29 protein-coding genes and 2 tRNA genes are annotated in these 25,424 nt (G+C 68.0%); 10 read left to right on the top strand and 21 right to left on the bottom strand.

All coding sequences use genetic code 11. The annotated features are described in order from the left end of the window. Nucleotides 1-41: 41 nt before the first annotated feature. Nucleotides 42-266, top strand: a complete 225-nt coding sequence (locus GCU42_RS04285; RefSeq protein WP_114226385.1) for a DUF3072 domain-containing protein — start codon at nucleotides 42-44, stop codon at nucleotides 264-266. Here the strand turns inward: GCU42_RS04285 and GCU42_RS04290 are convergent. From GCU42_RS04290 to GCU42_RS04325, 9 genes are all read right to left on the bottom strand, one after another. Then, nucleotides 263-883, bottom strand: a complete 621-nt coding sequence (locus tag GCU42_RS04290; RefSeq protein WP_152569441.1) for a tetratricopeptide repeat protein — start codon at nucleotides 881-883, stop codon at nucleotides 263-265. The genes GCU42_RS04285 and GCU42_RS04290 overlap by 4 nt on opposite strands. After that, entirely contained in the window at nucleotides 883-1,266 is a 384-nt protein-coding gene (locus GCU42_RS04295; RefSeq protein WP_240309443.1) for a cytochrome c-type biogenesis protein, read from the bottom strand. The genes GCU42_RS04290 and GCU42_RS04295 overlap by 1 nt, the downstream gene beginning before the upstream one ends. A 26-nt stretch (nucleotides 1,267-1,292) precedes the next feature. After that, on the bottom strand, nucleotides 1,293-1,826 hold the full coding sequence (locus tag GCU42_RS04300; RefSeq protein ID WP_240309333.1) for a DsbE family thiol:disulfide interchange protein: 534 nt from the start codon (nucleotides 1,824-1,826) through the stop codon (nucleotides 1,293-1,295). Then, nucleotides 1,823-3,742 (bottom strand): heme lyase CcmF/NrfE family subunit, encoded by a 1,920-nt coding sequence (locus GCU42_RS04305; RefSeq protein WP_114226387.1) that lies wholly within the window; start codon nucleotides 3,740-3,742, stop codon nucleotides 1,823-1,825. Before GCU42_RS04305 ends, GCU42_RS04300 begins: the two co-directional genes overlap by 4 nt. Continuing rightward, nucleotides 3,739-4,188 (bottom strand): cytochrome c maturation protein CcmE, encoded by a 450-nt coding sequence (gene ccmE, locus GCU42_RS04310; RefSeq protein ID WP_114226388.1) that lies wholly within the window; start codon nucleotides 4,186-4,188, stop codon nucleotides 3,739-3,741. Before ccmE ends, GCU42_RS04305 begins: the two co-directional genes overlap by 4 nt. Beyond that, on the bottom strand, nucleotides 4,189-4,317 hold the full coding sequence (locus GCU42_RS15500) for a hypothetical protein (RefSeq protein ID WP_275887899.1): 129 nt from the start codon (nucleotides 4,315-4,317) through the stop codon (nucleotides 4,189-4,191). After that, a complete protein-coding gene (gene ccmC / locus GCU42_RS04315; protein WP_114226389.1) occupies nucleotides 4,314-5,060 on the bottom strand; it encodes a heme ABC transporter permease CcmC in 747 nt (248 codons plus the stop codon). Before ccmC ends, GCU42_RS15500 begins: the two co-directional genes overlap by 4 nt. A 55-nt stretch (nucleotides 5,061-5,115) precedes the next feature. After that, nucleotides 5,116-6,165, bottom strand: coding sequence for a Leu/Phe/Val dehydrogenase (locus GCU42_RS04320; protein ID WP_114227723.1), 1,050 nt, complete (start codon nucleotides 6,163-6,165; stop codon nucleotides 5,116-5,118). 35 nt (nucleotides 6,166-6,200) lie between these two features. Continuing rightward, nucleotides 6,201-6,277: transfer RNA gene (locus GCU42_RS04325), tRNA-His, on the bottom strand. Nucleotides 6,278-6,519: 242 nt separating this feature from the next. On the opposite strand from GCU42_RS04325, the gene GCU42_RS04330 reads away from it, so the two are divergent. Then, complete coding sequence (locus GCU42_RS04330) at nucleotides 6,520-7,233, top strand: Crp/Fnr family transcriptional regulator (protein ID WP_114226390.1); 714 nt, start codon at nucleotides 6,520-6,522, stop codon at nucleotides 7,231-7,233. A gap of 5 nt (nucleotides 7,234-7,238) precedes the next feature. Here GCU42_RS04330 and GCU42_RS04335 read toward each other — a convergent pair whose 3' ends face one another. The 4 genes from GCU42_RS04335 to lon form a co-directional block, all read right to left on the bottom strand. Further along, the gene (locus GCU42_RS04335; protein WP_114226391.1) at nucleotides 7,239-9,104 is read right to left on the bottom strand and encodes an ABC-F family ATP-binding cassette domain-containing protein; all 1,866 of its coding nucleotides are present in this window, start codon (nucleotides 9,102-9,104) and stop codon (nucleotides 7,239-7,241) included. Nucleotides 9,105-9,276: 172 nt separating this feature from the next. Beyond that, a tRNA-Val gene (locus GCU42_RS04340) sits at nucleotides 9,277-9,351 on the bottom strand. A 52-nt stretch (nucleotides 9,352-9,403) separates the two neighbouring features. Next, nucleotides 9,404-9,676 (bottom strand): HU family DNA-binding protein, encoded by a 273-nt coding sequence (locus GCU42_RS04345; RefSeq protein ID WP_114226392.1) that lies wholly within the window; start codon nucleotides 9,674-9,676, stop codon nucleotides 9,404-9,406. 52 nt (nucleotides 9,677-9,728) lie between these two features. Further along, a complete protein-coding gene (gene lon, locus GCU42_RS04350) occupies nucleotides 9,729-12,119 on the bottom strand; it encodes an endopeptidase La (protein ID WP_114226393.1) in 2,391 nt (796 codons plus the stop codon). Between the two features lie 152 nt (nucleotides 12,120-12,271). On the opposite strand from lon, the gene GCU42_RS04355 reads away from it, so the two are divergent. Continuing rightward, the gene (locus GCU42_RS04355; protein WP_114226394.1) at nucleotides 12,272-12,460 is read left to right on the top strand and encodes a hypothetical protein; all 189 of its coding nucleotides are present in this window, start codon (nucleotides 12,272-12,274) and stop codon (nucleotides 12,458-12,460) included. A gap of 66 nt (nucleotides 12,461-12,526) precedes the next feature. Here GCU42_RS04355 and GCU42_RS04360 read toward each other — a convergent pair whose 3' ends face one another. Next, nucleotides 12,527-12,913 (bottom strand): hypothetical protein, encoded by a 387-nt coding sequence (locus GCU42_RS04360; RefSeq protein WP_114226395.1) that lies wholly within the window; start codon nucleotides 12,911-12,913, stop codon nucleotides 12,527-12,529. Nucleotides 12,914-13,085: 172 nt separating this feature from the next. Between GCU42_RS04360 and GCU42_RS04365 the strand changes: the two genes are divergently transcribed. After that, nucleotides 13,086-14,357 carry a nucleotide sugar dehydrogenase gene (locus tag GCU42_RS04365; protein WP_114226396.1) on the top strand — a complete coding sequence of 424 codons (1,272 nt, stop codon included), beginning with the start codon at nucleotides 13,086-13,088 and terminating at the stop codon, nucleotides 14,355-14,357. Between the two features lie 13 nt (nucleotides 14,358-14,370). Next, nucleotides 14,371-15,663 (top strand): sugar transferase, encoded by a 1,293-nt coding sequence (locus GCU42_RS04370; protein WP_114226397.1) that lies wholly within the window; start codon nucleotides 14,371-14,373, stop codon nucleotides 15,661-15,663. A gap of 3 nt (nucleotides 15,664-15,666) precedes the next feature. Here the strand turns inward: GCU42_RS04370 and GCU42_RS04375 are convergent, their stop codons facing one another. Then, nucleotides 15,667-17,034: an alpha-amylase family glycosyl hydrolase gene (locus tag GCU42_RS04375; RefSeq protein ID WP_114226398.1), complete on the bottom strand. Its 1,368-nt coding sequence runs from the start codon at nucleotides 17,032-17,034 to the stop codon at nucleotides 15,667-15,669. A 119-nt stretch (nucleotides 17,035-17,153) separates the two neighbouring features. On the opposite strand from GCU42_RS04375, the gene GCU42_RS04380 reads away from it, so the two are divergent. From GCU42_RS04380 to trmFO, 4 genes are all read left to right on the top strand, one after another. Then, nucleotides 17,154-17,702 (top strand): GbsR/MarR family transcriptional regulator, encoded by a 549-nt coding sequence (locus tag GCU42_RS04380; protein WP_114226399.1) that lies wholly within the window; start codon nucleotides 17,154-17,156, stop codon nucleotides 17,700-17,702. Nucleotides 17,703-17,781: 79 nt separating this feature from the next. Beyond that, complete coding sequence (locus GCU42_RS04385; protein ID WP_114226400.1) at nucleotides 17,782-18,156, top strand: hypothetical protein; 375 nt, start codon at nucleotides 17,782-17,784, stop codon at nucleotides 18,154-18,156. Nucleotides 18,157-18,242: 86 nt separating this feature from the next. Next, nucleotides 18,243-18,635 (top strand): hypothetical protein, encoded by a 393-nt coding sequence (locus GCU42_RS04390; protein WP_114226401.1) that lies wholly within the window; start codon nucleotides 18,243-18,245, stop codon nucleotides 18,633-18,635. A gap of 10 nt (nucleotides 18,636-18,645) precedes the next feature. Beyond that, entirely contained in the window at nucleotides 18,646-19,995 is a 1,350-nt protein-coding gene (gene trmFO, locus GCU42_RS04395; protein ID WP_114226402.1) for a methylenetetrahydrofolate--tRNA-(uracil(54)-C(5))-methyltransferase (FADH(2)-oxidizing) TrmFO, read from the top strand. Here the strand turns inward: trmFO and GCU42_RS04400 are convergent. The 6 genes from GCU42_RS04400 to GCU42_RS04425 all read right to left on the bottom strand — a co-directional run bounded on the left by GCU42_RS04400 (nucleotide 19,992) and on the right by GCU42_RS04425 (nucleotide 24,578). After that, entirely contained in the window at nucleotides 19,992-20,399 is a 408-nt protein-coding gene (locus GCU42_RS04400) for a BLUF domain-containing protein (protein ID WP_114226403.1), read from the bottom strand. The two genes, trmFO and GCU42_RS04400, sit on opposite strands and share 4 nt — an antisense overlap. A gap of 39 nt (nucleotides 20,400-20,438) precedes the next feature. Next, nucleotides 20,439-20,894, bottom strand: coding sequence for an EF-hand domain-containing protein (locus tag GCU42_RS04405; RefSeq protein WP_114226404.1), 456 nt, complete (start codon nucleotides 20,892-20,894; stop codon nucleotides 20,439-20,441). Nucleotides 20,895-20,953: 59 nt separating this feature from the next. Further along, nucleotides 20,954-21,577 (bottom strand): squalene/phytoene synthase family protein, encoded by a 624-nt coding sequence (locus GCU42_RS04410; RefSeq protein ID WP_114226405.1) that lies wholly within the window; start codon nucleotides 21,575-21,577, stop codon nucleotides 20,954-20,956. 124 nt (nucleotides 21,578-21,701) lie between these two features. Beyond that, nucleotides 21,702-23,141: a pyruvate dehydrogenase complex E1 component subunit beta gene (locus GCU42_RS04415; protein ID WP_114226406.1), complete on the bottom strand. Its 1,440-nt coding sequence runs from the start codon at nucleotides 23,139-23,141 to the stop codon at nucleotides 21,702-21,704. Next, entirely contained in the window at nucleotides 23,141-24,151 is a 1,011-nt protein-coding gene (gene pdhA, locus GCU42_RS04420; protein ID WP_420496913.1) for a pyruvate dehydrogenase (acetyl-transferring) E1 component subunit alpha, read from the bottom strand. Before pdhA ends, GCU42_RS04415 begins: the two co-directional genes overlap by 1 nt. A 157-nt stretch (nucleotides 24,152-24,308) precedes the next feature. Then, nucleotides 24,309-24,578, bottom strand: a complete 270-nt coding sequence (locus GCU42_RS04425) for an FtsB family cell division protein (RefSeq protein WP_335341003.1) — start codon at nucleotides 24,576-24,578, stop codon at nucleotides 24,309-24,311. Between the two features lie 342 nt (nucleotides 24,579-24,920). Between GCU42_RS04425 and GCU42_RS04430 the strand changes: the two genes are divergently transcribed. Beyond that, nucleotides 24,921-25,373 (top strand): Lrp/AsnC family transcriptional regulator, encoded by a 453-nt coding sequence (locus tag GCU42_RS04430; RefSeq protein WP_114226408.1) that lies wholly within the window; start codon nucleotides 24,921-24,923, stop codon nucleotides 25,371-25,373. Nucleotides 25,374-25,424 lie beyond the last annotated feature (51 nt).

Raw genomic sequence — 25,424 nt, forward strand, 5'->3', positions numbered from 1 at the left:
GCGTTGTCCTGCCAACCTCAAGCTTTTGAGAAGGCAGGACAATGACCGACACTCCTGACGACAATCCCAAGGCGCATCCGACCGGCAATGCGGTCAAGGATCCCGATCAGTGGACCACTGGCGATGAGCCGATGACCGGCGCGCAGGCGAGCTATCTCCAGACCCTGTCCGAGGAAGCCGGCGAGGCCTTCGATCCCGACCTCACCAAGGCCGATGCGTCGAAGAAGATCGACGCGCTGCAGGAGCAGACCGGCCGCGGTGACTAGCGCCCAGTCGCCGGTGGGGCCGCGCCGAGCGCCGCGATCCCCTCGGCGATGAACGGCCGATAACTCGTAGTGGGCGGGGTGAGCTTGAGCGCCTGCTGCCACAGCGCTAGCGCCTGCTCGTTCTGCCCGCTGCGGGCGAGCGCCAGTCCCTGGAAGAACAAGGGCGCGGGGTGGTTCGGCGCCGCCGCCCGCGCCCGCTCGAAGGCGATGGTCGCCGCCGGGGTCAGCATCCCGGCATGGTCGACCAGCGCATTGCCCATCCCCACCCACAGCGCGGGGTCATTGGGATGCGCGCGAAGCCCGGCGCGAATGATGCCGACCGCGTCGGCGGTTTCGCCGCGGCTCTCGTACCCGTCGGCGATGATCAGCCAGCGGTCGGCGGCGTTGAACTGCCCGAACATCGCCTGCCGCGGCTTGGTCAGCGGCAAGGGCGCCGCCCGCTGCCCGGCCGCCTTGGGCGCCCCAGCCAATTCGGGCCGGCCCTGCAGCGCATAGCCGGCGCTGCCGATCATCAACGCCGCCAGCGCCAACTGGAAGGCCGCCCCCCGCAATTTTCCGAACCACCAAAGCCCGGCGGCGGTAAGCAGCACCAGCAGCAGCAACAGTGCAAGCCCCATCAGCGCCCTCCCCGCAACCGCCGCGCGGCGAGCCATCCGCCGACCAGCAACAGCAGCACCGGCGCGGCATAAAGCAGCAAGGTGTCGGGCCCCAGCACCGGCGCATAGCTCACCCAGCTGCCGTAGCGCGCGACCAGCCACGCCTTGACCGCCTCGGGCCGCTCCCCCGCCTGGATCCGCTGCCGCACCAGGCTGCGCATGTCCCCGGCTAGCTCGGCATCGCTGTCGGCGATCGACTGCCCCTGGCAGACGAGGCAGCGCAACTCTTCCATCAGCGCCTTGGCCTGCGCTTCCTGCCGCGGATTGGGCAGCTGGCGATAGGCATAAGGCGCGGGCGGCTGACTGGAATCGGCATAAGCGGCGACCGGCAACAAGCCGATCACGAGCGCCAAGGCGTGCCGAACCGACCTCACCGAAGCCCCCGCCACGCCGCCAGCACGTCGCCGATATCCTGGGGCATGATCGGCCCGACATGATGGTAACGGATCACCCCGCCCCCATCGACCAGGAAGGTCTCGGGCACCCCCGACGCGCCGAGCGCGATCTGCGCCTGCCCGGCCGGATCGCTACCGATCCGCTCGTAGCCGTCGCCATGCTGGCTAAGGAATTTCGTGAGGTCGGCCGCGCTGTCGCGAACCGCGATGCCGTCGATCCGCACCCCCTGCCGCTTGAGCTCGGCGAGCACCGGCGCCTCGGCGATGCACGGCACGCACCAGCTCGCGAACAGATTGACCAGCCGCGGCTGGCGCTCGGCCGCGAGCACCGCCGACGACACCGGCGACTTGCCCGGCACGATTGCGGCGGTGGCGAACGGCGGCAGCGGCTGGCCGACCAGCTTGCTCTCGATCGTGGTGCGCGGCGGATCGCCGAGCCGCCACAGCGCCGCGCCGACGAACAAAGCGAACATCAGCAGCGGCACCGCCAGCCAGATCCGCCGGCTCACGCGAACGCCTCCTCAGCGCGGATCCGCTGGCGTCGCTCGCGCCACCAGCGCCCGACCAGCGCCAGCGCGCCACCGAACGCGATCAGGAAGCCGCCGAGCCAGATCAGCGTCACCATCGGCTTCCACCACAGCCGCAGCTGCCACCGCCCGTCGCTCTCCTGCCGCCCGAGCACGGTATAGAGCTGGCCGTCGACGAAGGTGCGGATCGCCGCCTCATTGGTCTCGGTCGGCGGATCGGAGAAGGCCCGGCTCTGCGGCGCGAAGGTCTCGCGCGCATCGCCGCGGGTGGCGACCAGATGCCCCTCGACCGCCGTCCAATTTGGCCCGGCGACCGGCTCGACCCCGGCAAATCGCACGCTCCACGGCCCGACCGACGCGCTCTCCCCCACCCGCACCGCGGTCAGCGTCTCGCGGGTGAAGGCGCTGTCCGATGCCGCCCCGGCGATCGCCACCGCTACGCCCAAGTGGCTGATCACCATTCCCCAGGTCGCCAGTGGCGTCCGCCCCAGATGGCGCCCCACCAACGGCAAAAAGGCCGCGACCGCCAGCCCCGCCGCCATCGCAAGCCCCAGCCGCGGCAACAGGCCGATCGTTCCCGCCCAAATGAAGGTCGCGACCAACGCCAGCACCGCCACACAGAGCGGCAGCGCTATCCGCCGGAGGTTCGGCCGCCGGTCGAACCGCCAGTTGAGCAACGGCCCAATGAACAGCAACAGCGCGAGCAGCAGCACGATCGGCCCGCTCACCGCGTTGAAATAAGGCGGCCCGACCGAAATCTTGTCGCCGGTCAGCCCCTCGACGAAGATCGGGTAGAGCGTGCCGACGAACACCGTGCCCAAGATTACGCTGAGCAGCAGGTTATTGGCGACCAGCGCGCCTTCGCGGCTGACGAGGTTGAACCGCGCGCCTTCGCGGACGGTGCCGATGCGCCACGCGAACAGCGCCAGCGCGCCACCGACGTAAAGCACCAGCAAACCGAGAATGAACGTCCCGCGCCTGGGATCGATGGCGAAGCTGTGGACGCTGGTCAGGATGCCCGAGCGGACCAGGAAGGTGCCGACCATCGACATCGAGAAAGCGACCACCGCCAGCATGATGGTCCACGCCCGCAGCCCTCCACGCGCGGCGAGCACGTTGACGCTGTGCAGCAAGGCGGTGGCGGCGAGCCACGGCATTAGCGAGGCATTCTCGACCGGGTCCCAGAACCACCAGCCGCCCCAGCCCAATTCGTAATAGGCCCAATAGCTGCCCGCGGTGATCCCTAGCGTCAGCAGCACCCACGCGCCGAGCACCCACGGCCGCATCGCCCGGGCCAGCGCGGGGCCGACATCACGGGTAATCAGCGCGCCGACCGCAAGGCTGAAGGCGACCGAGAGCCCGACATAGCCGAGGTAGAGCGTTGGCGGGTGGAAGGCGAGGCCGGGGTCCTGCAGCAGCGGGTTCAAACCCTGCCCCTCCGCCGGTGCCGGATACAGCCGCGCGAACGGATTGGAGGCGATCAGCAGGAAGGCGAAGAAGCCCAGCGCCAGCGCCGCCTGCGCGCCCAGCGTCGCGCGGATCGTCTCGGCCGGCAGCCGCCGCTCGAGCAGCGCCAGCGCCGCCCCGGCCACCGCCAGCACGGTGACCCACAGCAGCATCGACCCCTCATGGTTCCCCCACGCGCCCGAGAACCGATAGATGAATGGCTTGAGGCTATGGCTGTTGGCAGCGACCAGCTGGACCGACAGGTCGGTGCGGACGAACAGCGCGATCAACGCCGCGAAGGCGAACAAGGTCAGCAATCCCTGCGCCACCGCCGCCGGCACGGCGATTCCGCGCACGTCGCCGATCCGCGGCCCCGCCACCGCCACCCCGAGCTGGAGCAGCGCCAGCGCCGCCGCCAGCCACAACGCGGCAAGGCCCGCCTCGGCGATCACTTCTCCACCGTCTCCCGCGTCTTCTGCTCGGCCTGCAGATTGCCCATCTGCGGCGGCATGTAGCGCTCGTCATGCTTGGCGAGGATATTGTCGGCGACGAACAGACCGTTCGCCTGCAGCCGCCCCTCGGCGACCACCCCGCCGCGTTCCTTGAACAGGTCGGGGACGATCCCGCGAAACAGCACCGGCACGTCGGCCGGCCCATCGGTGACCGTGAAACGGATCGACACCCCGTCGGGCTGCTTCACGATCGAGCCCGCCTTGACCATCCCGCCCAGCCGCAGCGGCTGGCCCACCTCGGCGCGGCCGGCGGCGATGTCCTGCGGCGTGCGGAAATAGGCCGCCTTGCCCGCCAGCCCCCACATCGCGAGCAGAGTCGCGCCGACCAGCGCGACGATCGCGACCGCGACGAGCACCAGCCGCTGATTCTTGGGACTGGCGCTCACCTAGCGACGGCTCAGCGCGTCGGCCTTGGCCTCGGCGGTGCGCATCCGGGCCCAGCTCAGGACCAGCAGCAGCGCGGTCCCGCCCAGCACCACCGCGAAGGCAGCGATGACAAAGGCCCACTGGCTCATGCCGGCACTGCCTCGGGTTCGGCGCGCTCGGGTGCCGCCAGCCGGCGCAGCCGTGCCTCGACCTTGGTCTCGGCCAGCTCGGCGCGCATCCGCATCAGCACCGCCGCTCCGAACAGCGCCGAGAAGCCGAGCAAGGTCAGCGGCAATGGCCACAGCAACTCGGGCGCGATGGTCGACCCCTGCAGCGAGATGCTCTGCCCCTGGTGCAGTGTCCGCCACCATTGGACCGAGAAGTGGATGATCGGCAGATTGACGATCCCGACGATGCCGAAAATTGCCGCGGCGCGCCCCTCGGGGCCGCGCTCCTGCTCGGCCGCTGCCAGCCCGATATAGCCGAGGTAGAGGAAGAACAGAATCAGCATCGAGGTCAGCCGCCCGTCCCACTCCCACCAAGTACCCCAGGTCGGCCGCCCCCAGATCGAGCCGGTGACGAGGCACAGGAAGGCGAAGGTCGCGCCGACCGGAGCGATCGCGCGGCCCGCGACCCCTGCCAGCGGGTGCCGCCAGACGATCGTCGCGATGCTCGCGGCGGCGATCCCCGTCCATCCCGCCATGCCCAGCCAGGCCGCCGGCACATGGATATGGAGGATCCGCGCGGTCTCGCCCTGCAGATAATCGGGCGGGATCACGAACAGCGCCCCCGCCACCCCGGCCAGCGACAGCAGCAGCCCGATCGCCAGCAGCCAGGCGGTGGCCGGGCGGGCGATGCGGAGGAAGCGGGCGGGGTTGGCGAACCGGTGCATAAGCGCGGTGGCTATCTAGCGACCGGGGCCGCCGATTGCCACTAGGGTGTATTGCCTACCCGCGCCCGATCAGCCGCTGCGCCATCCGGTCGGCGACCGCGGCCGGATTGAGCCCGGTCTCGGCGCTCTCGGCCCAGATCCGCTCGAGCCGCTGGGGGATCGCCTCGATCCGCTGGCGGACGAGGTCGGTGTCGCCGTCCTTCACATATTCGGTCGAGACGTTGATGATCCCGCCGGCGTTGATGACATAGTCGGGGGCGTAGAGAATGCCGCGCGCCATCAGTCGCTCGCCGTCCTGCGGTGTCGCCAGCTGGTTGTTGGCCCCGCCCGCGACGACCGGCACGTTGAGCGCGGCGATCGACTGCTCGGTCAGGATCGCGCCCAGCGCATTGGGGCTGAACACGTCGGCGGCGAGCGTCATGATCTCGGTCGGGTCGACGATGGTCGCGCCGGTCTCGGCGGCGAGGCTCGAAACCCGCTCCTGGTTGACGTCGGCGATCGACAGGCGTGCGCCTTCGGCGGCGGCGCGGCGGGCGACCCCGCCGGCAACGCTGCCCGCGCCCTGCATCGCGATGTGAAGCCCCGCGAGGCTGTCCTTGCCGAGTGCGCGGCGCACCGCGGCCTTGAGGCCGAGGAACACGCCCAGCGAGGTGTGCGGTCCCGGATCGCCGCCGACCGCGCCTTCCGCGACCGGCAGGCCGGCGACGAACGGGGTCTGGCGGCTGACCTCGATCATGTCGGCCTCGTTGATCCCGACGTCCTCGGCGGTGACGTAGCGTCCGCCCAGGCCGTTCACCGCGCGGCCGAAGGCGGCGATCATCTCGGGCGTCTTGCGGCCGTCGGCCGGCGCCAGGATCACGCCCTTGCCGCCGCCCAAGGGCAGCCCGGCCATCGCATTCTTGTAGCTCATCCCCCGCGACAGCCGCAGCGCGTCGGTCAGCGCGGCCTCGTCCTCGGCATAATGCCAGAAGCGGCAACCACCCGCGGCGGGCCCGAGGTGGGTCGAGTGCATGGCGATGATTGCTTTGAGCCCGCTCGCCGCGTCGGTGATGAAGTGCACCTCTTCATGCGCATCGAAATCGGGCAACGCCCACACAGCGGTCATGATCGCCAATTTCCCGTCGAAAAAGAAGGAGATGATGGGGCGATCGACGGGACTTGAACCCGCGACCCCCGGTACCACAAACCGGTGCTCTAACCAACTGAGCTACGATCGCCACGGCCCGGCGTGCGGGCGCGCCGGTCCCTTACGGAGGCCCGCCCCGAATGGCAAGATGAGTCGCCGCGCCTTCTTCGGCGCACCCCGCCAAAGTCATGGTCGATTGTTAAGGCAATCGACCAGATGTAAAAACACCCAAATAGACCAATTGTTTAAACGGGATTTAGGGCGCTGCAATATAGCTTGCCTATGTGAGTAGCTAAGTAGATACTGGTTTCGTGGGGAGAGGAGCAAGTGACGATGGGCAATCGCTCTCGCGCTTTCGATCAGTCGGGCGCTTCGCTGGCGGAGACGCTGATCGGCGCAGGTTTGTCAGCGCCATTGGCCGAAAAGTTGGAGGCGATGCCGCACCGCCTGGTGGTGGTCGAGCCGCGCCGGCCGTTCCGTGAGCCAGGCCATCTGCGCGACGAGGTCATGTTCGTCCGCTCGGGCATGCTCTCCAAGTTCAAGACCGACGGCGCCGGCCGCCGCCAGATCATCGCGCTCAGGATGACCGGCGACGGCATCCTGCCGACTGGTCGTCCCGCCGACTATGGCATCCAGGCGATCACCCGTGCCGACGTGATGATCGGCAGCGCCAAGGATTTCGACGCGATCGTCGACGCCAATCCGGAAATGGCGCGCTTCTTCTGGGCGCTGACCCAGCGCCACGCCGCGATCGGCTACGAATGGTTGGTCAATTGCGGGCGCCGCGACAGCACCGCGCGGGTCGCGCATCTGCTGTGCGAAACCGCCGAGCGCTTCGGCCTCGCCGCCAAGGGGGAGCGGATGCGCAACCCCTTCACCCAGCAGCAGATCGCCGACATCACCGGCCAGACCAGCGTCAACGTCAACCGTGTCTTCGCCGACCTCGAGCGGCAGGGCCTGATCGTCCGCGAAGGCCGCGAGATCGTCTTCACCGACTGGGCGGAGATGCGCCGGCTGGCGAGCTTCCAGCCGGAATATCTCCACTAGGGGCGCTAGGCCGCCTCGGCCTCGATCTGCTCGCTCGCCGCCAGCCAGCGCGCTTCGGCCTGGGCGAGGTCGTCGGCCAGCTTCGCCCGCCGCCGCGACAATTCGCTCATCGGCAGGTTGGCGAGCGCCGGGTCGGCCCCCTTGGGATCGAACATCGCCTGGTCGATCGCCGAACATAGCGCCGCCAGCCGCTGGCTCTCGCGCTCGGCCTCGCTCGCCGCTTTCTGCCATTGCTTGAGTTCGTCGCGCGCCTTGGCCGCGGCCTTGCGGTCGGGCTTGCCACCCTTGGCCTTGGCCGGCGCGGCGGGCTGATTCCGCCCGAGCACGAGGTCGATATAATCCTCGATGCTGCCGCCGAACTCGACTGCCTTGCCGTCGTCGACCAGCACGAGCCGGTCGGCGGTCAGCTCGACCATGTGGCGGTCGTGGCTGATCAGGATGACCGCGCCGGTATAGTCGTTGAGCGCCTGGACCAGCGCCTCGCGCGCATCGACGTCGAGGTGGTTGGTCGGCTCGTCGAGGATCAGCAGGTGCGGCGCGTCGCGGGTGATCAGCGCCAGCGCCAGCCGCGCCCGCTCGCCGCCCGACAGCCGGTTTGCCTGCGTGATCGCCTTGTCGCCCGAAAAGCCGAACCGCCCCAGCTGCGCCCGCACCGCGCCGGGCGTGTGCCCCTCCATCGCCCGGCTCATATGCTGCAGCGGGGTCTCGTCGCCGTGCAACTCCTCGACCTGATACTGCGTGAAATAGCCGACCTTCATCTTGCCGGTGGCGGTCATCCCGCCCTCCATCGCCGGCAATTGCGCGGCGAGCAGGCGGGCGAGCGTCGTCTTGCCGTTGCCGTTGCGGCCGAGCAGCGCGATCCGGTCGTCGGGATCGATCCGCAGGTTCAGGCGGCTGAGGATCGGCGTCTTGCTGTAACCGACCGCCGCCATGTCGAGCGTGATCAGCGGCGGACGCAATTCGCTCGGATTGGGGAAAGCGAAGCTAAGGCTCGGATCCTCGGCCATCGCCGCGATCGGCTGCATCTTGGCGAGCATCTTGGCGCGCGACTGCGCCTGCTTGGCGGTCGAGGCGCGCGCGCTGTTGCGGGCGATATAGTCCTGCAGCCGCGCCCGCTGGGCGTCCTGCGCCGCCTTGGCCGCCGCCAGCTGCGCCGCCCGCTCGGCCCGCTGCCGCTCGAAATCGTCGTAGCCGCCCGCGTAGAGCGTGATCTTGCCGCCCTCGAGGTGGAGGATGGTATCGACCACGTTGTTGAGGAGGTCGCGCTCGTGGCTGATCACCACCAACGTCCCCGCGTAGGAGCGCAGGAAATTCTCCAGCCACAGCGTCGCCTCGAGGTCGAGGTGGTTCGACGGCTCGTCGAGCAGCAGCACGTCGGGCTCGGAGAACAGCAGTGCCGCCAGCGCGACCCGCATCTTCCATCCGCCCGAATAACTGTCGAGCGGCCGCCCCTGCATCTCCTCGTCGAAGCCGAGTCCGAGCAGGATCCGCGCCGCCCGCGCCGGCGCGCCATAGGCGTCGATCGCCAGCAGCCGCTCATGGACCTCGGCGAAGCGATCCATGTCGCTATGGTCCTCGGCCTCGAGCATCAGCGCCGCGCGCTCGGTATCGGCCGCAAGCACCGTCTCGAACGGGGTCGCGGTGCCGCTCGGCGCTTCCTGCGCGATATAGCCGAGCCGCGTCTTGCGCGGCATCTCGACCGCGCCCTCATCGGCCTCGAGCTGGCCGATCATCACCTTCATCAGCGTCGACTTGCCCGCGCCGTTGCGGCCGATCAGCCCGACGCGACTTTTCGGACGAATGGCGGCGGTGGCGCGGTCGAGGATGGTCCGCCCGCCAAGGCGAACCGTAATGCCGTTGATGTTAAGCATGGGCGCGCCCTTAGCAGCGAACTGCGGCGGCCCCAAGGCAGAGTGAAGAAGTGGCTCAGGCGGGCGGCAATCGCAACGCCGGGAGCATCGCGCGCTGGCGGCTCAAATGGCGATCCCACGAAAAAGCCCCGGCAAACCAGATGGTTCGCCGGGGCTGTTCGCAGCGGGTGGATGGTGGGCGCGGTAGGGATTGAACCTACGACCCCACCCGTGTGAAGGGTGTGCTCTACCACTGAGCTACGCGCCCATCCCGCGCGGACCGGGCGGATAGATTGAACTTCCCGCCCTGTCCAGAACTACTACTGCACCGCGTCCTTGAGGACCTTGCCGGCGCGGAACTTGGGATTGGCGCTCGACGGGATCTCGAGCGGCTCGCCGGTGCGCGGGTTGCGCCCGGTCGACGCCTTGCGGCGAGTGACCGAGAAGGCCCCGAACCCGACTAGCCGAACTTCGTCGCCGCGCTTCAGCGCCGAGGTGATCACTTCGAGCATGGTCTCGACGGCGCGCGACGCGTCGTTGCGGTTCAGCCCGGCGCGGTCCGCGACCTGACTGATGAGGTCCTGCTTATTCATCTTGGAAAAACTCTCCTTGCGGCGGCCCGCAAGGAACCGCCGTTACGCGTGACTAGTGCCGAACGACCGGGTGAGTCCCCCCCGCCAGGGGAGGCTCGGCCGCAAGCTCGTCCGCCTCAGTCCATTCAATCGGCTCGAGCTTGGCGCTCAACGCCTCGGCCAACACCTCATCGACATGGGCGACCGGCACGATGCGCAGGCCCTCCTTCACATTCGCGGGCAGTTCCGCAAGGTCCTTCTCATTCTCCTTGGGAATGATCACCGTGGTTATGCCACCGCGCAACGCAGCGAGCAGCTTTTCCTTGAGGCCCCCGATCGGGAGCACCCGCCCGCGCAGCGTCACCTCGCCGGTCATCGCCACGTCGCGCCGCACCGGCACGCCGGTCAAAGTCGAGATGATCGTGGTCACCATGCCGATGCCCGCGCTTGGGCCGTCCTTGGGCACCGCGCCTTCGGGCAAATGGACGTGGATGTCCTTCTTGGCGAAGATCGACGGCTTGACTCCGTAGGCCGGCGCTCGCGCGCGGACGAAGCTCCACGCCGCCTGGACGCTCTCCTGCATCACGTCGCCAAGCTTGCCGGTGGTTTTGATCTGCCCCTTGCCGGGCACCGTCACCGCCTCGATCGTCAGCAGTTCGCCGCCGACCTCGGTCCAGGCGAGCCCGGTCACCGCGCCGATCTGGTCCTCCTCCTCGCTCATCCCGTAGCGGTAGCGCTGGACCCCGAGGAAGTCGGCCAGGTTGGCCTCGCTGATCGTCACCGTCTGGTAGGCGCCTTCGAGGATCTTGCGCAGCGCCTTGCGGGCGACCTTGGCCAGCTCGCGCTCGAGCGTGCGGACGCCCGCCTCGCGGGTGTAATAGCGCAGGATCGCGCGGATCCCGCTGTCCTCGAACACCAGTTCCTCGGGCTTGAGGCCATGCGCCTCGCGCTGCTTGGGGATGAGGTGCCGCTCGGCGATCTGGACCTTCTCGTCCTCGGTATAGCCCTCGAGGCGAATGATCTCCATCCGGTCGAGCAACGGCTGCGGCATGTCGAGCGAGTTGGCGGTCGTCACGAACATGATGTCGCTAAGGTCGTAGTCGAGCTCCAGATAATGGTCCTGGAACTTCGAATTCTGCTCGGGGTCGAGCACCTCCAACAGCGCCGACGCCGGATCGCCGCGAAAATCCTGACCAAGCTTGTCGATCTCGTCGAGCAGGAACAGCGGATTGCTGGTCCCCGCCTTCTTGAGATTGGCGACGATCTTGCCCGGCAGCGAGCCGATGTAGGTCCGGCGGTGACCGCGGATCTCGGCCTCGTCACGCACCCCGCCGAGGCTCTGACGAACGAACTCGCGCCCCGTCGCCTTGGCGATCGAACGGCCGAGCGAGGTCTTGCCGACACCCGGCGGGCCGACAAGGCAGAGGATCGGCCCCTTGAGCTTGTTGGTCCGCGCCTGGACCGCCAGATATTCGACGATCCGCTCCTTGACCTTCTCAAGGCCATAATGGTCCTCGTCGAGGATTCGCTGCGCCTCGCCGATGTCGTGCTTGAGCTTGCTCTTCTTGCCCCACGGCAGGCCGAGCAGCACGTCGAGATAGTTGCGCGCGACGGTCGCCTCGGCGCTCATCGGCGCCATGCCCTTCAGCTTCTTGAGCTCGGCGTTTGCCCGGTTGCGCGCTTCCTTGCTGAGCCGAGTCTTGCGGATCTTGGCCGCAAGCTCGTTCAAGTCGTCCCCGCCCTCGCCGTCCTCGTTGCCGAGCTCGCGCTGGATCGCCTTCAACTGCTCGTTGAGGTAATATTCGCGCTGGGTCTTCTCCATCTGCCGCTTCACACGGCTACGGATCTTCTTCTCGACCTGGAGGACGCCAAGCTCGCCCTCCATGAAGGCGTAGACCATCTCCAGCCGGCGCGCGGCATTCAGCTCCGCCAGCACCGCCTGCTTGTCGGCGACCTTGATCGACAGGTTCGACGCCACCGCATCGGCCAGCACCGAGGCGCTCTCGATCTCGCCGAGCTGGATGCTGGTCTCGGCCGGCAGGCGCTTGTTGAGCTTGGCGTAAGTGTCGAACTGGTCGACCACCGAGCGCATCAGCGCCTGGGTCTCGGTATCGTCGGCCTCGTCCTCGGGCACATCCTCGATGGTGGCCATGAGGTGCCCTTCGGCCGGCTCGAGCGAGAGCAGCCGCGCGCGGCGCACGCCCTCGACCAGCACCCGGACCGTGCCGTCGGGCAGCTTCAGCAGCTGCATCGCGGTGGCAACCACGCCCAGGTCGTAGAGCGCGTCGCGATCGGGCTCGTCCTCGGCGGGGTCGAGCTGGGCGACGAGAAAGATTTCCTTGTCCGCGGCCATCGCGGTCTCGAGCGCGGCCACCGACTTCTCGCGGCCAACGAACAGGGGGACGATCCGGTGCGGGAAGACGACGATGTCGCGCAACGGCAGAATGGGAAGCGTTTGACTCATAGAGCCCTCATATGGGCGGTGCCTCTCGCCCGCGCAACAAAGACGCCGGGGCGGCCCGCGCGCGCGACGAACCGGCCGCTTCGGTTCGTTTGTGGGGAACGCTCGTCCCTCCCCGGCCTTTATGGACGGGTCGCCTGACGAGGAGAGAGCCGATGAAGGACCGCGCCAAGATCAGCACCGGACCCAATGAAGCCGCCGTCAACGAGACCATTGCCGGAACCGGGCCCGGCATTCCCGACGAAGCGCTCGGCCCGGGCCGCGAACTGCCCGACCCGCCGACCGACGAGGAAGTCGCCCGGGTCGCCGCCAAGCTCGGCGCCCAATTCGCTCCGGCCGATTGACCATAAGAAAAGGCCTCCCCGCCCAGTCGGCGGAGCGGCCTTTTTCTTGAAACTCGGGGGGTGGGCCTAGCCGCGCTCGCCCTTGACCGCCTGCACCGGCGGCTGGTTCACCGCATTCGCCAGCCACCGCGATGTCGAGTTGCAATCGCTGGTTGCCGTCACCGGCTGCCCGGCCTGGAAGGCGTGGGTGTAGGGAAAGCATTCGGTCGCGCCGCCGGTCGTCAGGCACAGCTTGCCGCCGGTGCCCGACCAGGTTGCCGGCACCAGCCGGCCCGCGGGCGTCGCGATGCTGGCGGTCCCGTCGGCGTTGAAGGTCACCGTGTTGACCACGCCGTTGGTCTCGACCTGAACCGACTGGCCGACGATTTCCGACCCCGGGGTCCAGCTCTGCGCCGCCGCGAGGCCGCTCAAGGAAAGGGCCACCAGGCCGACGCTGATCTTGGCAAGCTTCATGTCGAAACAACCCCTTGGCGATACATGGCGGACCCTACGCTGGCACGGCGGGCACATCAACCATTCTCAACGCCACACCTTAAGGCTTGGTTGCACAAGCGAACAAGGCGCTTGCCGCGCCCGTGGCAGCGGCTAAGGACGGGCAAGTCACGGCGGCGGTTGGGAAAATCAGGTGTCAGAGTCTCCGCGCATCGCCGTCATCGGCCTTGGCTACGTCGGCTTGCCGCTGGCCGTGGCGCTGGCGCAACACTTCCCCGTCACCGGGCTCGACATTGACGCCGGCCGCATCGCCGAACTTTCGCAAGGCCACGACCGCACTCGCGAGGTCACGCCCGACCGGCTGCGCGCCACCTCGCTGCGGCTGACCAGCGATCCCGCCGACCTCGCCGGCACCAATGTCTTCATCGTCACCGTCCCGACCCCGGTCGACGAGGCCAACCGCCCCGACCTCACCCCTTTGCTTGGCGCCACCCGCACCGTCGCCGCCGCGCTTGCCGCCTCGGACCAGCCGGTGATCGTCTACGAAAGCACCGTCTACCCCGGCGTCACCGAGGACATTTGCGGCCCCGAACTCGCCCGCCTCTCGGGCCTCGTCCAGGGCCGCGACTTCCGCCTCGGCTACAGCCCCGAGCGGATCAATCCCGGCGACACCGTCCACACCGTCGACAAGATCACCAAGGTCGTCGCCGCCGAGGACGAACCGACGCTCGACCTCCTTGCCCGCATCTATGGCGCGATCAACGGCGGCAACATCTTCCGCGCCGCCTCGATCAAGGCTGCCGAGGCCGCCAAGGTGATCGAGAATGCCCAGCGCGACATCAACATCGCCTTCATGAACGAGCTGGCGCAGATCTTCGCGCGGATGGACCTGTCGATCTGGGACGTACTCGACGCCGCCCGCACCAAGTGGAACTTCCTCCCCTTCGAGCCCGGCCTCGTCGGCGGCCACTGCATCGGGGTCGATCCCTATTACCTCTCGCACCGCGCGCAGGAGCTGGGCCACCATCCGCAGGTGGTGCTCGCCGGCCGCGCGACCAACGACGGGATGGGGGCGTGGATCGCCGACCGCCTCCACGAGCGGCTCGGACGCGAGCGCCGCTCGGTGCTGGTGCTCGGCCTCACCTTCAAGGAAAACGTCCCCGACCTGCGCAACAGCCGGGTGATCGACATCGTCCGCCGGCTCCAGTGGCTCGGCCACCAGGTCGAGGTCGCCGACCCGCTCGCTGACCCCGCCGAGGCGCGCGCCGAATATGGCCTCGAGCTCGTCACCCCGGGGTCAAGCCGCTACGCGATGGTGGTCGGCGCGGTCCCCCACGCCGACTATAAGGCGTGGGACGCCGACCGGCTCGCCGCCTTGCTCGAGCCGGGCGGCACCGTCGCCGACATCAAGCGGGTGTGGGACCGCCAAAGTCTCGGCGACCGCCTGCCGCTGTGGACGCTCTAGGCCCCCTGTCCCGATGCTCCAGCCGACCCCGCGCAAGACCCAGCAGCTCGGCCGCCGCTTCTGGCTGACCCGCCGCCGCGTCCAGCTGATCGGCGCGCTGCTCATCGCCTCCGTCCCGCCCCTGCTCTGGCGCTTCGCCTTCACCCCGCAGGCGATCGACGTCGCCACTGGCAATACCTTCCTCGCCAATCTGGTCGCGGTGGTGATCGCCTTCTGGGTACGCCTGTCGATCGAGCCCTATCCGGGCATCCGCTCGAGCACCGTCATCCTGCCGACCGCCGCGGTGGCGCATGGCTCGGTGCTCGCTTTCTTCTTCTTCACCCGCCTCCCCTACGACCGCTTCGCCTTTCTCGCCGGCTTCCTCCTCCACGTCGCCTGGTTCTACCTCATCTACTTCCTCGTCCAGCGGCGCGTGCGGCTGCGGATCGGGGTGGTCCCGATCGGCGATCTCAGCCGCCTGCTCGGCATCGACACTGTCACCTGGGTGGAGCTGAACGAGCCCAGCGTCGACCAGCTCCGCCGCCGCTTCGACGCGGTGGTCGCCGACTTCGGCGCCGACCTGCCCCCGGCGTGGGAAGCCTTCCTCGCCGACGTCGCGCTGGCAGGCATGATCGTCTACCAGGCCAAGCCGCTCGAGGAATCGCTGACCGGCCGCGTCCGCATCGACCATCTGTCGGAAAACAGCTTCGGCAGCCTGCTCCCCGCGCGCGGCTACTTCCACTTCAAGTCGGCGCTCGACTGGCTCACCGCCGTGCTGCTGCTGCCGATCATCACGCCCGTAATGCTGCTGGCCGCGCTCGCCGTCCTCCTCGACGACGGCCGCCCGATCTTCTTCCGCCAGGTCCGGATCGGCCACCGCGGCCGCCGCTTCAAGGTCACCAAGTTCCGCACCATGCGGGTGAGCGCGGACGAGCCCACCGACACCCGCCAGGCGCTGATGACCGACGCGATCGACCCGCGCGTCACCCGCGTCGGCGCCTTCCTGCGCAAGTCGCGGATCGATGAGTTGCCCCAGCTCTTCAACATCCTCTTGAACCAGATGAGCTGGATCGGCCCGCGCCCCGAAGCTCATCAGCTTTCCTCATGGTACGTCGCCGAGCTACCCTTTTATCGCTACCGCCACGTGGTGAAGCCCGGCATCTCGGGCTGGGCGCAGGTCAACCAGGGCCATGTCGCCGAGGTCGCCTTGGTGCACGAGAAGCTCCACTACGACTTCTACTACATCAAATATTTCTCGCCCTGGCTCGACCTGCTGATCGTCTTCAAGACGGTGAAGACGATGCTCTCGGGCTTCGGCGCTCGCTAGAAATCAGCGGGTCGTCAGCACCCGGTAGGCCCACGGGGCCAGCGTCATCCGCGTCGCCGCATCGACGCTCACCGCCGCGCCGCTGTCGAAATCGCGATAGGCGCCGTCGGCCAGCCGCTCGGTAAACTTCACCGTCTGCGGCTGGGCTGAGAAATTGAACACCGCGAACACCCGGTCGCCGCCTTTCTGGCGAACGAAGGAAAAGACCTTCTGCGGCTGGTCGTTGACCACCCCCACCATCCGCGCTCCCCACGGCGCGTTCCACAGCGCCGGATTGCGGGTCTTGAGCGCCGCCAGCCGGGTGTAGAGCGCGCGATAGGGCGACTCCTTCCACTCGATCGGATCGCGTTCGAAGAACTTCAGGCGCTTGTCGTTGCCGCCCTCCTGCCCGTTGTAGATGAGCGGGATCCCCTCGCCGACGAAGCTCAGCACGGTGACGTTGCGCTGCGCCGCGCCGAACACCTCGCGCGCGGTCCCGTGCCACGCATTCTCGTCGTGGTTCTCGGTATAGACCATCCGCATCGCCCCGGTCGGCCACGCGCTTTCGTTCTCGCTGAAGTAGCTGAATAGCGCCCCGGTATCGGCCTTGCCCTGCGCGACGCTCTCCAGTGCCTTGTACCAGTCCCACCCGTAGGTCGCGTCGAATGCCTTGGCGTGGAGGTCGCGCATCTGCGCCTCGCCGAGAAAGAACACCGGCTTGATCTTGTTGGCTTCAGCCCGCACCGCCTCCCAGAAATCGCGCGGGACATAGGCCGCGACGTCGCAGCGGAAGCCGTCGATGTCCGCCGTCCGGATCCAGTAAAGCATCGAGTCCGCCATATATTGGCGAAGGCCCTCGCGGTCGTAATTGAAGTCGATGATGTCCGACCAGTCCCACCACGGCGTCGGATGGAAATCGCCCTTCCAGTCGCGCTCGTACCAGTCGGGATGCTGGGTCACGAGCGCATTGTCCCACGCGCTGTGGTTGGCGACCCAGTCGATGATCACCTTCATGCCCAGCGCGTGCGCCGCGCGGACGAAATGCTGGAAGTCGGCCAGTGTCCCGAACTCGGGGTTCACCGCCCGATAGTCGCGCACCGAATAGGGGCTGCCGAGCGGCCCCTTGCGGTTCTTCACGCCGATCGGGTTGATCGGCATCACCCACAGGATATCGACCCCCATCGCCTTCAGGTCAGGCAGCCGCGCCTCCGCCGCGCGGAACGTCCCCTCGGGCGTGAACTGGCGCGTGTTGATCTGGTAGATCACCGCGTCCTTGGTCCAGTCGGCGTGCCGCACCCCGCTCAGATCCTTGGGCGCATAGATGCCGGCCGGGGCCGCGGTGGGGACAAAAGCCAGCGACAGCGCGGCGGCGGCGAACAGGAAGCTCCTCATTGGCGGAGTGAAGCACGCCGCCTCGAGCGCCGCCAGCCTCGCGCGGGTGAAAACGTATGCAGGCTCGCCGCAATCAGCGCTTGCCTTTCGCTATTTCTGTCATTACAGAAACTCTCGACATGAAGATCGCCGACCATCCTGCCGCCAAGGCGCTGATCCTTCACTGGGGCGAAATGGGCACCCAGTGGGGCGTCAACCGCTCGGTCGCGCAGATGCATGCGCTGCTCTATTTGTCCGACCGCCCGCTCAATGCCGAGGACATCGTCGACCAGCTCGGCCTTGCCCGCAGCAACGTCTCGACCGGGATGAAGGAACTCCAGGGCTACAACATCGTCAAGCGGGTCCACGTCGAAGGCGACCGCCGCGATCACTTCATCGCCGAGACCGACCTGTGGGAGCTGCTCCTGCGCATCACCGCCGAGCGCAAGCGGCGCGAGGTCGACCCCACCGTCGCCCTCCTCGCCGAGCTCGCCGACCAGCTCAAGGACGACCCCGCCGCGCCCCCGCTCCTGCGCGAGCGCATCACCCGCATGCACGATTTCATCGGCACGCTCGGTAACTGGTACAGCCAGGTCCGCAGCCTGCCCAAGCCCACCCTCGTCACCCTGATGAAGCTGGGCGCCAAGGTCGCCCGCTTCATCCCGGGCGCGAAGGCCACCTCCCACTAAACGTCAACCGCCAACAAGGAGCCGTATCCGCTTACTCACCTATTTCGGTAACTACAGAAACAACGGAAAGGAATAAAACATGGTCGAGATTGCCTACATCCTCTACCTCGCCATCTCGCTGGCGATCACCGTTTGGGTCGCGCGCACGCTGTCGCGCAACGGCGAGGTCTTCCTGGTCCAATGCTTTGGCCACAATGCCGAGCTTGCCGCCTCGACCAATCACCTGCTGGTGGTCGGCTTCTACCTCATCAACATCGGCTTCATCACCATGACGCTGAGTCTCGGCAACGAGCCGCACAGCTGGCCCGAGGCGATCCGCTTCCTCAGCAGCAAGGTCGGCCTCGCCGTCCTCGTCCTCGGCGGCATGCACTTCTTCAACATGTCGGCGATCGCCCGCTTCGGCCGCAAGGTGAATCAGTGGCTCGGGACCGAGCCGGTGCCGGCCAACGCCTGACCCGAACGGCGCCGGGCTTCGGCCCGGCGCCGCCCTCCCATCCGAGGAGTTTTGCAATGCACCGGCCGACAGATTCCGCGAGCGCCGTGACCTTGGCGAGCACCCTGGCAGGTCCGACCTTCCTCGTCCTGCTGGCGTTCGCGGGGCTGGTCGACTCGATCCCGAACGCCGTCGACATCTGGCCGCGGATGTTCCCGTTCTACTTCTTCACAGTGGTGATGTCGGCCGGCGTCGGTTTTCTCCCAGCCTTCGTCGCTTGCCTGCTCGGACGACACCTGCTCACCGCGGCCGCGCGCCACCTCGCTTGGGCAGCCTTGCCCGAAATTTGGGTCGTCGCCGGTGCGGCGCTCGTGGCCGTGCCCGCCTGGCTGGCCGGAGCGCCGCCGCTCCTCTGTTTCGCCCTCGGCGGGACCGGCGCCTGGTGCGCTTTTCTCGTCCATCCGTCATGCACCCTTCGCGCCGCGCTTCAGCCCGGCTAAGGCGAGCCACATGCACGACATCCACATCATCGGCGGCGGCCTCGCCGGGTCCGAAGCCGCGTGGCAGCTTGCCGAAGCGGGGCTCACCGTCCGCCTCAGCGAGATGCGCGGCGGGGTCGACACCACCCCGGCGCACGGAAGCGACCGGCTGGCCGAGATGGTCTGCTCGAACAGCTTTCGCTCCGACGATGCCGACAACAACGCTGTCGGCCTGCTCCACCAGGAGATGCGCCGCCTCGGCTCGCTCATCCTGCGCGAGGCCGACGCCCACCGCGTTCCGGCCGGCTCGGCGCTGGCGGTCGACCGCGAGGCATTCGCCGCGGGCGTTACCGCCGCCATCGCCGCCCACCCCAACATCACCGTCGTGCGCGAGCGGGTCGACGCCCTCCCCGATCATCCGACGATCATCGCCACCGGCCCGCTCACCGGCCCCGGCCTCGCCGCCGCCATCGCCGCCGAGACCGGCAGCGACGCGCTCGCCTTCTTCGACGCCATCGCCCCGATCGTCCACCTCGACAGCATCGACATGTCGGTCTGCTGGAAAGCCGCCCGCTGGGACAAGGGCGGCGACGACTACATCAACTGCCCGCTCACCAAAGACCAGTACGTCGCCTTCGTCGAAGCGCTGCGCGCCGGCGACAAGACCGAGTTCAAGGAGTGGGAGAAGGACACGCCCTACTTCGAAGGCTGCATGCCGATCGAGGTGATGGCCGACCGCGGGGTCGAGACCCTCCGCTACGGCCCGATGAAGGGCGTCGGCCTCGACAACCCCCACACCGCCACCCCCGAGCATCCCAATGGCCGCTGGCCCTACGCCTGCGTCCAGCTCCGCCAGGACAACAAGCTGGGCACGCTGTGGAACATGGTCGGCTTCCAGACCAAGCTGAAGCACGGTGAGCAGGTCCGCATCTTCCGCACCATTCCCGGCCTCGAGAATGCCGAGTTCGCGCGGCTGGGTGGCATCCACCGCAACAGCTTTATCCGCAGCCCCGAACTGCTCGACCCCGAGCTGCGCCTCAAGAGCCGGCCCAACATCCGCTTCGCCGGCCAGATCACCGGCTGCGAAGGTTATGTCGAGAGCGCCGCCGTCGGGCTGATGGCCGCCCGCTTCGCCGCCGCCGAGCGGCGCGGTGAGACCCTCGCCCCGCCCCCGGTCGAGACCGCGCTCGGCGCGCTCCTCAACCACATCACCGGCGGCGCCACCGCCGACAGCTATCAGCCGATGAACGTCAACTTCGGGCTGATGCCGCCGCTGGGCCCCAAGTTCCGCAAGGCCGACCGCAAGAAAGCCTATACCGACCGCGCCCGCGCCGCCTTCGACGGCTGGGCCGGCGCGGCCGCCGGGCTGGTCGCCGCCTAGCCCCGCTCCCCGAGCGGTCCCGCCAGCCGCGCCAGCAGCGCGCGCACCGGCGGCGGCGTGTCGCGATCGAGTGCGCGCGTCACCGCCGCGGCATTGCCCAGCGTCCCGTCGACGCACAGATAGCCCATCGTCCAGTCGGGAAAGGCCCGCTGCGCCACCGCGCGCCGGTCGCTCACCTCGAGGTCACGGTGCCGCGGGTCCGCCTTGATCCGCGCCAGCAGATCGTCGACCGCGTCCTCCGCCCCTTCGAGCACCTGCACGAAGGCGGCACCGTCGAACAGCAGGAAGCCGGTGATCCCGTCGAGCGCGTTGTTGCCCTGCGAGCTGTGCAGGATGCGCTCGATCGCCGCTTCGTTGAGCCCCGCAACCGCCTGGCTGGTGTAGGTGAGCGACAGCAGATCCATCGCCCCCGTATTAACCGTTTCGGGGGCGTCTGAAAACGCTCAGCAGCTGCAGGTCGCACGGCGCTTGGGCGGCGGCGGCGCGGTCGAGGCATATTCGGCCGGGCTCAGCCAGCCGCTCCCGTCGGCGTCGGCATCCTTGACCTTGGTCAGCGTCTTGGTCGCCCATTCCTCGAAGTTCAGCTTGCCGTCGCCATTGGTGTCGAGCTTGGCGAATGCCTTGCGCCGCGGCTGCAGCAATTCCTCGATCTCGATCCGGCCGTCCTTGTTGCGGTCGGCGCGCGAAAAACGCTTCTCCTCGCGCGACTTGGGCGTGGCCTCGGGCGGGCGGATCGTGTCGGACACCGCCAGCAACGGCGTCGGCGAAATGCCCGTGCCGGCGAACTTGGCCGGCACCGCGGGCAAGCCGCTGGTATCGGCGGCATGGCCCTGCCACAGCAAAAAGGCCCCGGTGACCATCAGAAAACAGGCTGCCACTCCGGCGAAAAAGCGTCCCATGCGGACCTCTCAAGCAACGGATTCGGCACCGAAACGGATGGACCGCGGTGGAAAGCGAGTCAACGCCCGGTCAGGCGGTGCCGCAAAAGCGTCCACGCCCGCCCCGGCGTTGCCTCGGGCTCGAACGGCGGCCCACCTCGGCGATTGTCCCGGCGCGCGAGTGCCCACAATGCGCTTATGGGTCGCAGGCGAGACGGGATGCGCGGGATCCGCCCGAGCTTTTGCCCGGGAGAGTCATAATAACTGCGCCGGGCGAAGTTGGTCGCGCAATATTCGATCCCGGCGTCTTTCCAATCTCCCCGATCGTCCGGATCGAGCAAGCGCGCTCCCAAGGCGAATAACATAGACCCGCGGATCGCCGACGCCTGAATGAAGGTCTGCGGTTCTTCTAACTCGACGAACTTTGCCCAGCCGTCCGCCAATCGCCCCAGTTCGGCTCCGCTCACCCCGCGCGGCAGCAACTCCGCCGCCACCGCCTGCAGCCGCGGTTCGGCCGGGGCGGGCGCGCTGTCCAGTTTCTCGAGGCTTTCCCGCCACCACGCCAGCTTGATCGCCGCCAGCATCGGCTCGCGCGCGGTTTCGACCACCTCGGCCAGCGCATCGTCGATCGCGAACAACGCATCGAATGCCGGCCGCAGCGCGGGCGGCCAGTGCAGGCGGACGAGGTCGCGGTCGGTCGTCATGAACAGCCGTAAAGGACCACACCGCTCGTCCTGAGCGGAGCGTAGCGTAGTCGAAGGGCGTTCCGCGATACGCCCTTCGACTTCGGACCTTCGGTCCTCCGCTCAGGACGAGCGAGCCTGGCGGCTAGCGGTAGCAAACCGCCTTGGCGGCCTTGACCACGTCCTCGGCCTTGATCAGCGCCATCTTCTCGAGGTTAGCGGCGTAGGGCAACGGCACGTCCTGGTCGGTCACCCGCATCACCGGCGCGTCGAGGTCGTCGAACCCCTCCTCCATGCAGATCGCCATGATCTCCGAGGCGATCGAGCAGGTCGGCCAGCCTTCCTCGACCACCACCAGCCGGTTGGTCTTGCCGAGCGAGGTCAGCACCGCCTGCTTGTCGAGCGGCCGCAGCGTGCGCAGGTCGATCACCTCGGCGTCGATCCCCTCGCCGGCCAGCGTCTCCGCCGCCTCGAGCGCGACCCCGACCCCGATCGAATAGCTCACCAGCGTCACGTCCTTGCCGACGCGCATCGTCCGCGCCTTGCCGATCGGGAGCACCCAGTCGTCGACCTGCGGCACGTCGAAGTGGTGCCCGTAGAGCAATTCGTTCTCGAGGAAGACGACCGGGTCATCCGAGCGGATCGCCGCCTTCAAGAGCCCCTTGGCGTCGGCCGCGTCATAGGGCGCGATCACGATCAGCCCGGGGACGCTGGCGTACCACGGCCCGTAATTCTGGCTGTGCTGCGCGCCGACCCGGCTGGCCGCGCCGTTGGGCCCGCGGAAGACGATCGGGCAGCGCATCTGGCCGCCCGACATATAGTTGGTCTTGGCCGCCGAATTGATGATGTGGTCGATCGCCTGCATGGCGAAGTTGAAAGTCATGAACTCGATGACCGGCTTGAGCCCACCCATCGCCGCGCCCGAGCCGAGCCCGGCAAAGCCATATTCGGTGATCGGCGTGTCGATCACGCGCTTGGCGCCGAACTCGTCGAGCAGCCCCTGGGTCACCTTGTAGGCGCCCTGATATTGCGCGACTTCCTCGCCCATCACGAACACGCGCTCGTCGCGGCGCATTTCCTCGGCCATCGCGTCGCGCAGCGCCTCGCGGACGGTGACGCTCTGCATCGTCGCGCCCTCGGGAATTTCGCTGTCGGGGGCGACCGGCTGCTGGTTGGCGGCGTCGAACAACTGCCGCGCCCCGGTTTCGGCATGGTGCGGAGTGGGATCGGCGGCTGGCGCAGGCGTCGTCCCGGCGGAGGCCGGGACCTCAGCGGGCTTGGGCGCAGCGTCAGGACTCGCCGCCGCCCCGGCCTGCGGCGGGGCGACGCTTGCCGCTTCCTCGCCCTCGCCGCCCATCAGCGCGATCGGCGCGCCGACCTTCACCCCGTCGGTGCCTTCGGGAACGAGGATCTTCGAAATCGTCCCCTCGTCGACCGCCTCGAATTCCATCGTCGCCTTGTCGGTCTCGATCTCGGCGAGGATGTCGCCCGACTTGACCGTGTCGCCTTCCTTGACGAGCCACTTGGCGAGCGTGCCCTCCTCCATCGTCGGCGACAGCGCGGGCATCTTGAGTTCGAGCGCCATCAGTAACGCTCCACCAGCACGTCGGTGTACAATTCGCCGGCCTCGGGCTCGGGCGCGTCTTCGGCGAACTTGGCAGCGTTCACGACGATGTCCTTGATTTCCTTGTCGATGGCCTTGAGCTCATCCTCGCCCACGCCGAGCGCCTCCAGCTCCTTGCCGGCGCGGTCGATCGGGTCGTGGTGCTCGCGATAGCCCTGCACTTCCTCGCGCGTCCGGTACTTGGCCGGATCGCTCATCGAGTGGCCGCGATAACGGTAGGTCTTGAGCTCGAGGATGATCGGTCCCTTGCCCGCGCGGGTCCAGGCGAGCGCTTCCTCGGCGGCCCCGCGCACCGCCAGAACGTCCATCCCGTCGACCTGGATGCCGGGGATGCGGTGGCTCTCGCCGCGCTTGTAGAAATCGGGTTCCGACGACGACCGCTCGACGCTGGTCCCCATCGCGTAGTGGTTGTTCTCGATCGCATAGACGACCGGCAGCTTCCACAGCTCGGCCATGTTGAAGCTCTCGTAGACCTGGCCCTGGTTGGCCGCGCCGTCGCCGAAGTAGGTCAGGCAGACCCCGCCGTCGCCGCTATACTGATGCTTGAACGCGAGGCCGGTCCCGAGGCTCACCTGCGCCCCGACGATGCCGTGGCCGCCGTAGAAGCCATGCTCGACCGAGAACATGTGCATCGAGCCGCCCTTGCCCTTGGAGATGCCGGCGGCGCGGCCGGTCAGCTCGGCCATGATGACGTTGGGGTCGATCCCGTAGGCGAGCATGTGGCCATGGTCGCGGTAGCCGGTGATGACGCTGTCCTTGCCGACCGTCATCGCGCTCTGCAGCCCGACCGCGACCGCTTCCTGGCCGATGTAGAGGTGGCAGAAGCCGCCGATCAGCCCGAGCCCGTAAAGCTGCCCGGCGCGCTCCTCGAAGCGGCGGATCAGCAGCATCTGCTTGTAGAAGTCGAGCAGCTGCTCCTTGGTCGCCTGGAAGCGCTGCGGCTCGGCCGGCCGTTCCCGGTTGAGCAGCAGCGGCGCTGCGTCGGCGGTGGGGCTGGGTGCGGCCGGCGCTGCGGCGGCCTGGGGCTTGGCGGAACGCGCCACGGCATATCCTCGCTGAACTGAAAGTTGGCGGACCTATAGGAGCGCCGTCGCCGGCTCGCAAATGGCGTTTACGACGCCGGCCCGCTTAGTTGTCGAGCGGGACGATGACCTCGTCGGGACGAACCAGTCCCAGCCGCGCACGGACCATCTCGTCGGCCATGTCGGGATCGGCCTTGCGCGGGTCGAGCAGCGCCGAGCGGTGCCGCAGTTCGTCGCGCTGCGCCTCGAGCGACGCCAGCTCGGCCTTGCGGGCCTTGAGGTCGTGGGCATAGCCGCCGAGCGCGAGCAGCCCGTTCGGCCCCGCCACCGCGTGGCCGGCGAACGTGCCGATGATGAGCAGGGCCAGCGCCGGCAAGACTGCCCGCCTGATCAACCCCGTCGCTCGCTGTGCCGCGCCTCCCATAAAGACACAGAATCAGAGTCTGCGACTCGTGGCAACCCCTTTGAGACGGCAGCGTAATATGTTCATCAAAAAAAGACCCCGGCGAGTCGCCTCGCCGGGGCCAGTTCCAAAGGGTGTCACCGGCGGGATTTGGAAAAATCTTGCGTGCTCCGCCAGGATCTCGCGCCGCCGGTGACACGCCTTACCTACGTCGCGAAGGAAGATCCGCAAAGACCACCGCCGCAAATAGCAGCGAACGCGCGCCCTGACCGCCCATCCTTGCAACTTTCTTCCAAGATCGGGCAAAGTCGCGCCATGGACCGCACCGACACCCGCATCCTCGCGCTGCTGCAGGAGGACGCCGACCGCCCGGTATCCGAGATCGCGGCCGCGGTCGGCCTCTCCGCCACCCCCTGCTGGCGCCGCATCCAGAAGTTGAAGGCGAGCGGCGTCATCCGCCGCACGGTCGCGATCGTCGATCCGCAGGCGATCGGCCGCGGGCTCAACGTCTTCGTCGGGATCGAGGCGGGCGACCACAGCCCCGCCTGGCTCGACCATTTCACCGCCACCGTCAGCCCGATGGCGGAAGTGATGGAAATCTACCGCATGGCGGGCGAGCTCGACTATCTGCTCCGCATCAGCGTCCGCGACATGGCGCAATATGACGATTTCTACCGCCGGCTGATCGCCGCGGTGCCGCTCAAGAACGTCACCAGCCACTTCGCGATGGAGCGGGTCAAGCACAGCACCGCTTACCCGGTTGAATAAAGGTTCATTGGCCTTGAAGAACGAGGTCGCCTAGCAGCCGCGCGAAATTTC

Source organism: Sphingomonas ginsengisoli An et al. 2013, from assembly GCF_009363895.1.
Taxonomy (GTDB): Bacteria; Pseudomonadota; Alphaproteobacteria; order Sphingomonadales; family Sphingomonadaceae; genus Sphingomicrobium; species Sphingomicrobium ginsengisoli.

Excerpts from the sequence above, each read along its gene's own strand:
- GCU42_RS04285 (WP_114226385.1), top strand. The coding sequence starts at position 42 with ATGACCGACACTCCTGACGACAATCCCAAGGCGCATCCGACCGGCAAT.
- GCU42_RS04400 (WP_114226403.1), bottom strand. The coding sequence starts at position 20,399 with ATGGATCTGCTGTCGCTCACCTACACCAGCCAGGCGGTTGCGGGGCTC.
- GCU42_RS04330 (WP_114226390.1), top strand. The coding sequence starts at position 6,520 with ATGGGCAATCGCTCTCGCGCTTTCGATCAGTCGGGCGCTTCGCTGGCG.
- GCU42_RS04370 (WP_114226397.1), top strand. The coding sequence starts at position 14,371 with ATGCTCCAGCCGACCCCGCGCAAGACCCAGCAGCTCGGCCGCCGCTTC.
- GCU42_RS04415 (WP_114226406.1), bottom strand. The coding sequence starts at position 23,141 with ATGGCGCTCGAACTCAAGATGCCCGCGCTGTCGCCGACGATGGAGGAG.
- trmFO (WP_114226402.1), top strand. The coding sequence starts at position 18,646 with ATGCACGACATCCACATCATCGGCGGCGGCCTCGCCGGGTCCGAAGCC.
- GCU42_RS04335 (WP_114226391.1), bottom strand. The coding sequence starts at position 9,104 with ATGCTTAACATCAACGGCATTACGGTTCGCCTTGGCGGGCGGACCATC.
- ccmC (WP_114226389.1), bottom strand. The coding sequence starts at position 5,060 with ATGCACCGGTTCGCCAACCCCGCCCGCTTCCTCCGCATCGCCCGCCCG.
- GCU42_RS04290 (WP_152569441.1), bottom strand. The coding sequence starts at position 883 with ATGGGGCTTGCACTGTTGCTGCTGCTGGTGCTGCTTACCGCCGCCGGG.
- GCU42_RS04380 (WP_114226399.1), top strand. The coding sequence starts at position 17,154 with ATGAAGATCGCCGACCATCCTGCCGCCAAGGCGCTGATCCTTCACTGG.
- GCU42_RS04430 (WP_114226408.1), top strand. The coding sequence starts at position 24,921 with ATGGACCGCACCGACACCCGCATCCTCGCGCTGCTGCAGGAGGACGCC.
- GCU42_RS04410 (WP_114226405.1), bottom strand. The coding sequence starts at position 21,577 with ATGACGACCGACCGCGACCTCGTCCGCCTGCACTGGCCGCCCGCGCTG.
- GCU42_RS04405 (WP_114226404.1), bottom strand. The coding sequence starts at position 20,894 with ATGGGACGCTTTTTCGCCGGAGTGGCAGCCTGTTTTCTGATGGTCACC.
- GCU42_RS04320 (WP_114227723.1), bottom strand. The coding sequence starts at position 6,165 with ATGACCGCTGTGTGGGCGTTGCCCGATTTCGATGCGCATGAAGAGGTG.
- GCU42_RS04355 (WP_114226394.1), top strand. The coding sequence starts at position 12,272 with ATGAAGGACCGCGCCAAGATCAGCACCGGACCCAATGAAGCCGCCGTC.
- GCU42_RS04375 (WP_114226398.1), bottom strand. The coding sequence starts at position 17,034 with ATGAGGAGCTTCCTGTTCGCCGCCGCCGCGCTGTCGCTGGCTTTTGTC.
- GCU42_RS04385 (WP_114226400.1), top strand. The coding sequence starts at position 17,782 with ATGGTCGAGATTGCCTACATCCTCTACCTCGCCATCTCGCTGGCGATC.
- GCU42_RS04360 (WP_114226395.1), bottom strand. The coding sequence starts at position 12,913 with ATGAAGCTTGCCAAGATCAGCGTCGGCCTGGTGGCCCTTTCCTTGAGC.
- GCU42_RS15500 (WP_275887899.1), bottom strand. The coding sequence starts at position 4,317 with ATGAGCCAGTGGGCCTTTGTCATCGCTGCCTTCGCGGTGGTGCTGGGC.
- lon (WP_114226393.1), bottom strand. The coding sequence starts at position 12,119 with ATGAGTCAAACGCTTCCCATTCTGCCGTTGCGCGACATCGTCGTCTTC.
- GCU42_RS04345 (WP_114226392.1), bottom strand. The coding sequence starts at position 9,676 with ATGAATAAGCAGGACCTCATCAGTCAGGTCGCGGACCGCGCCGGGCTG.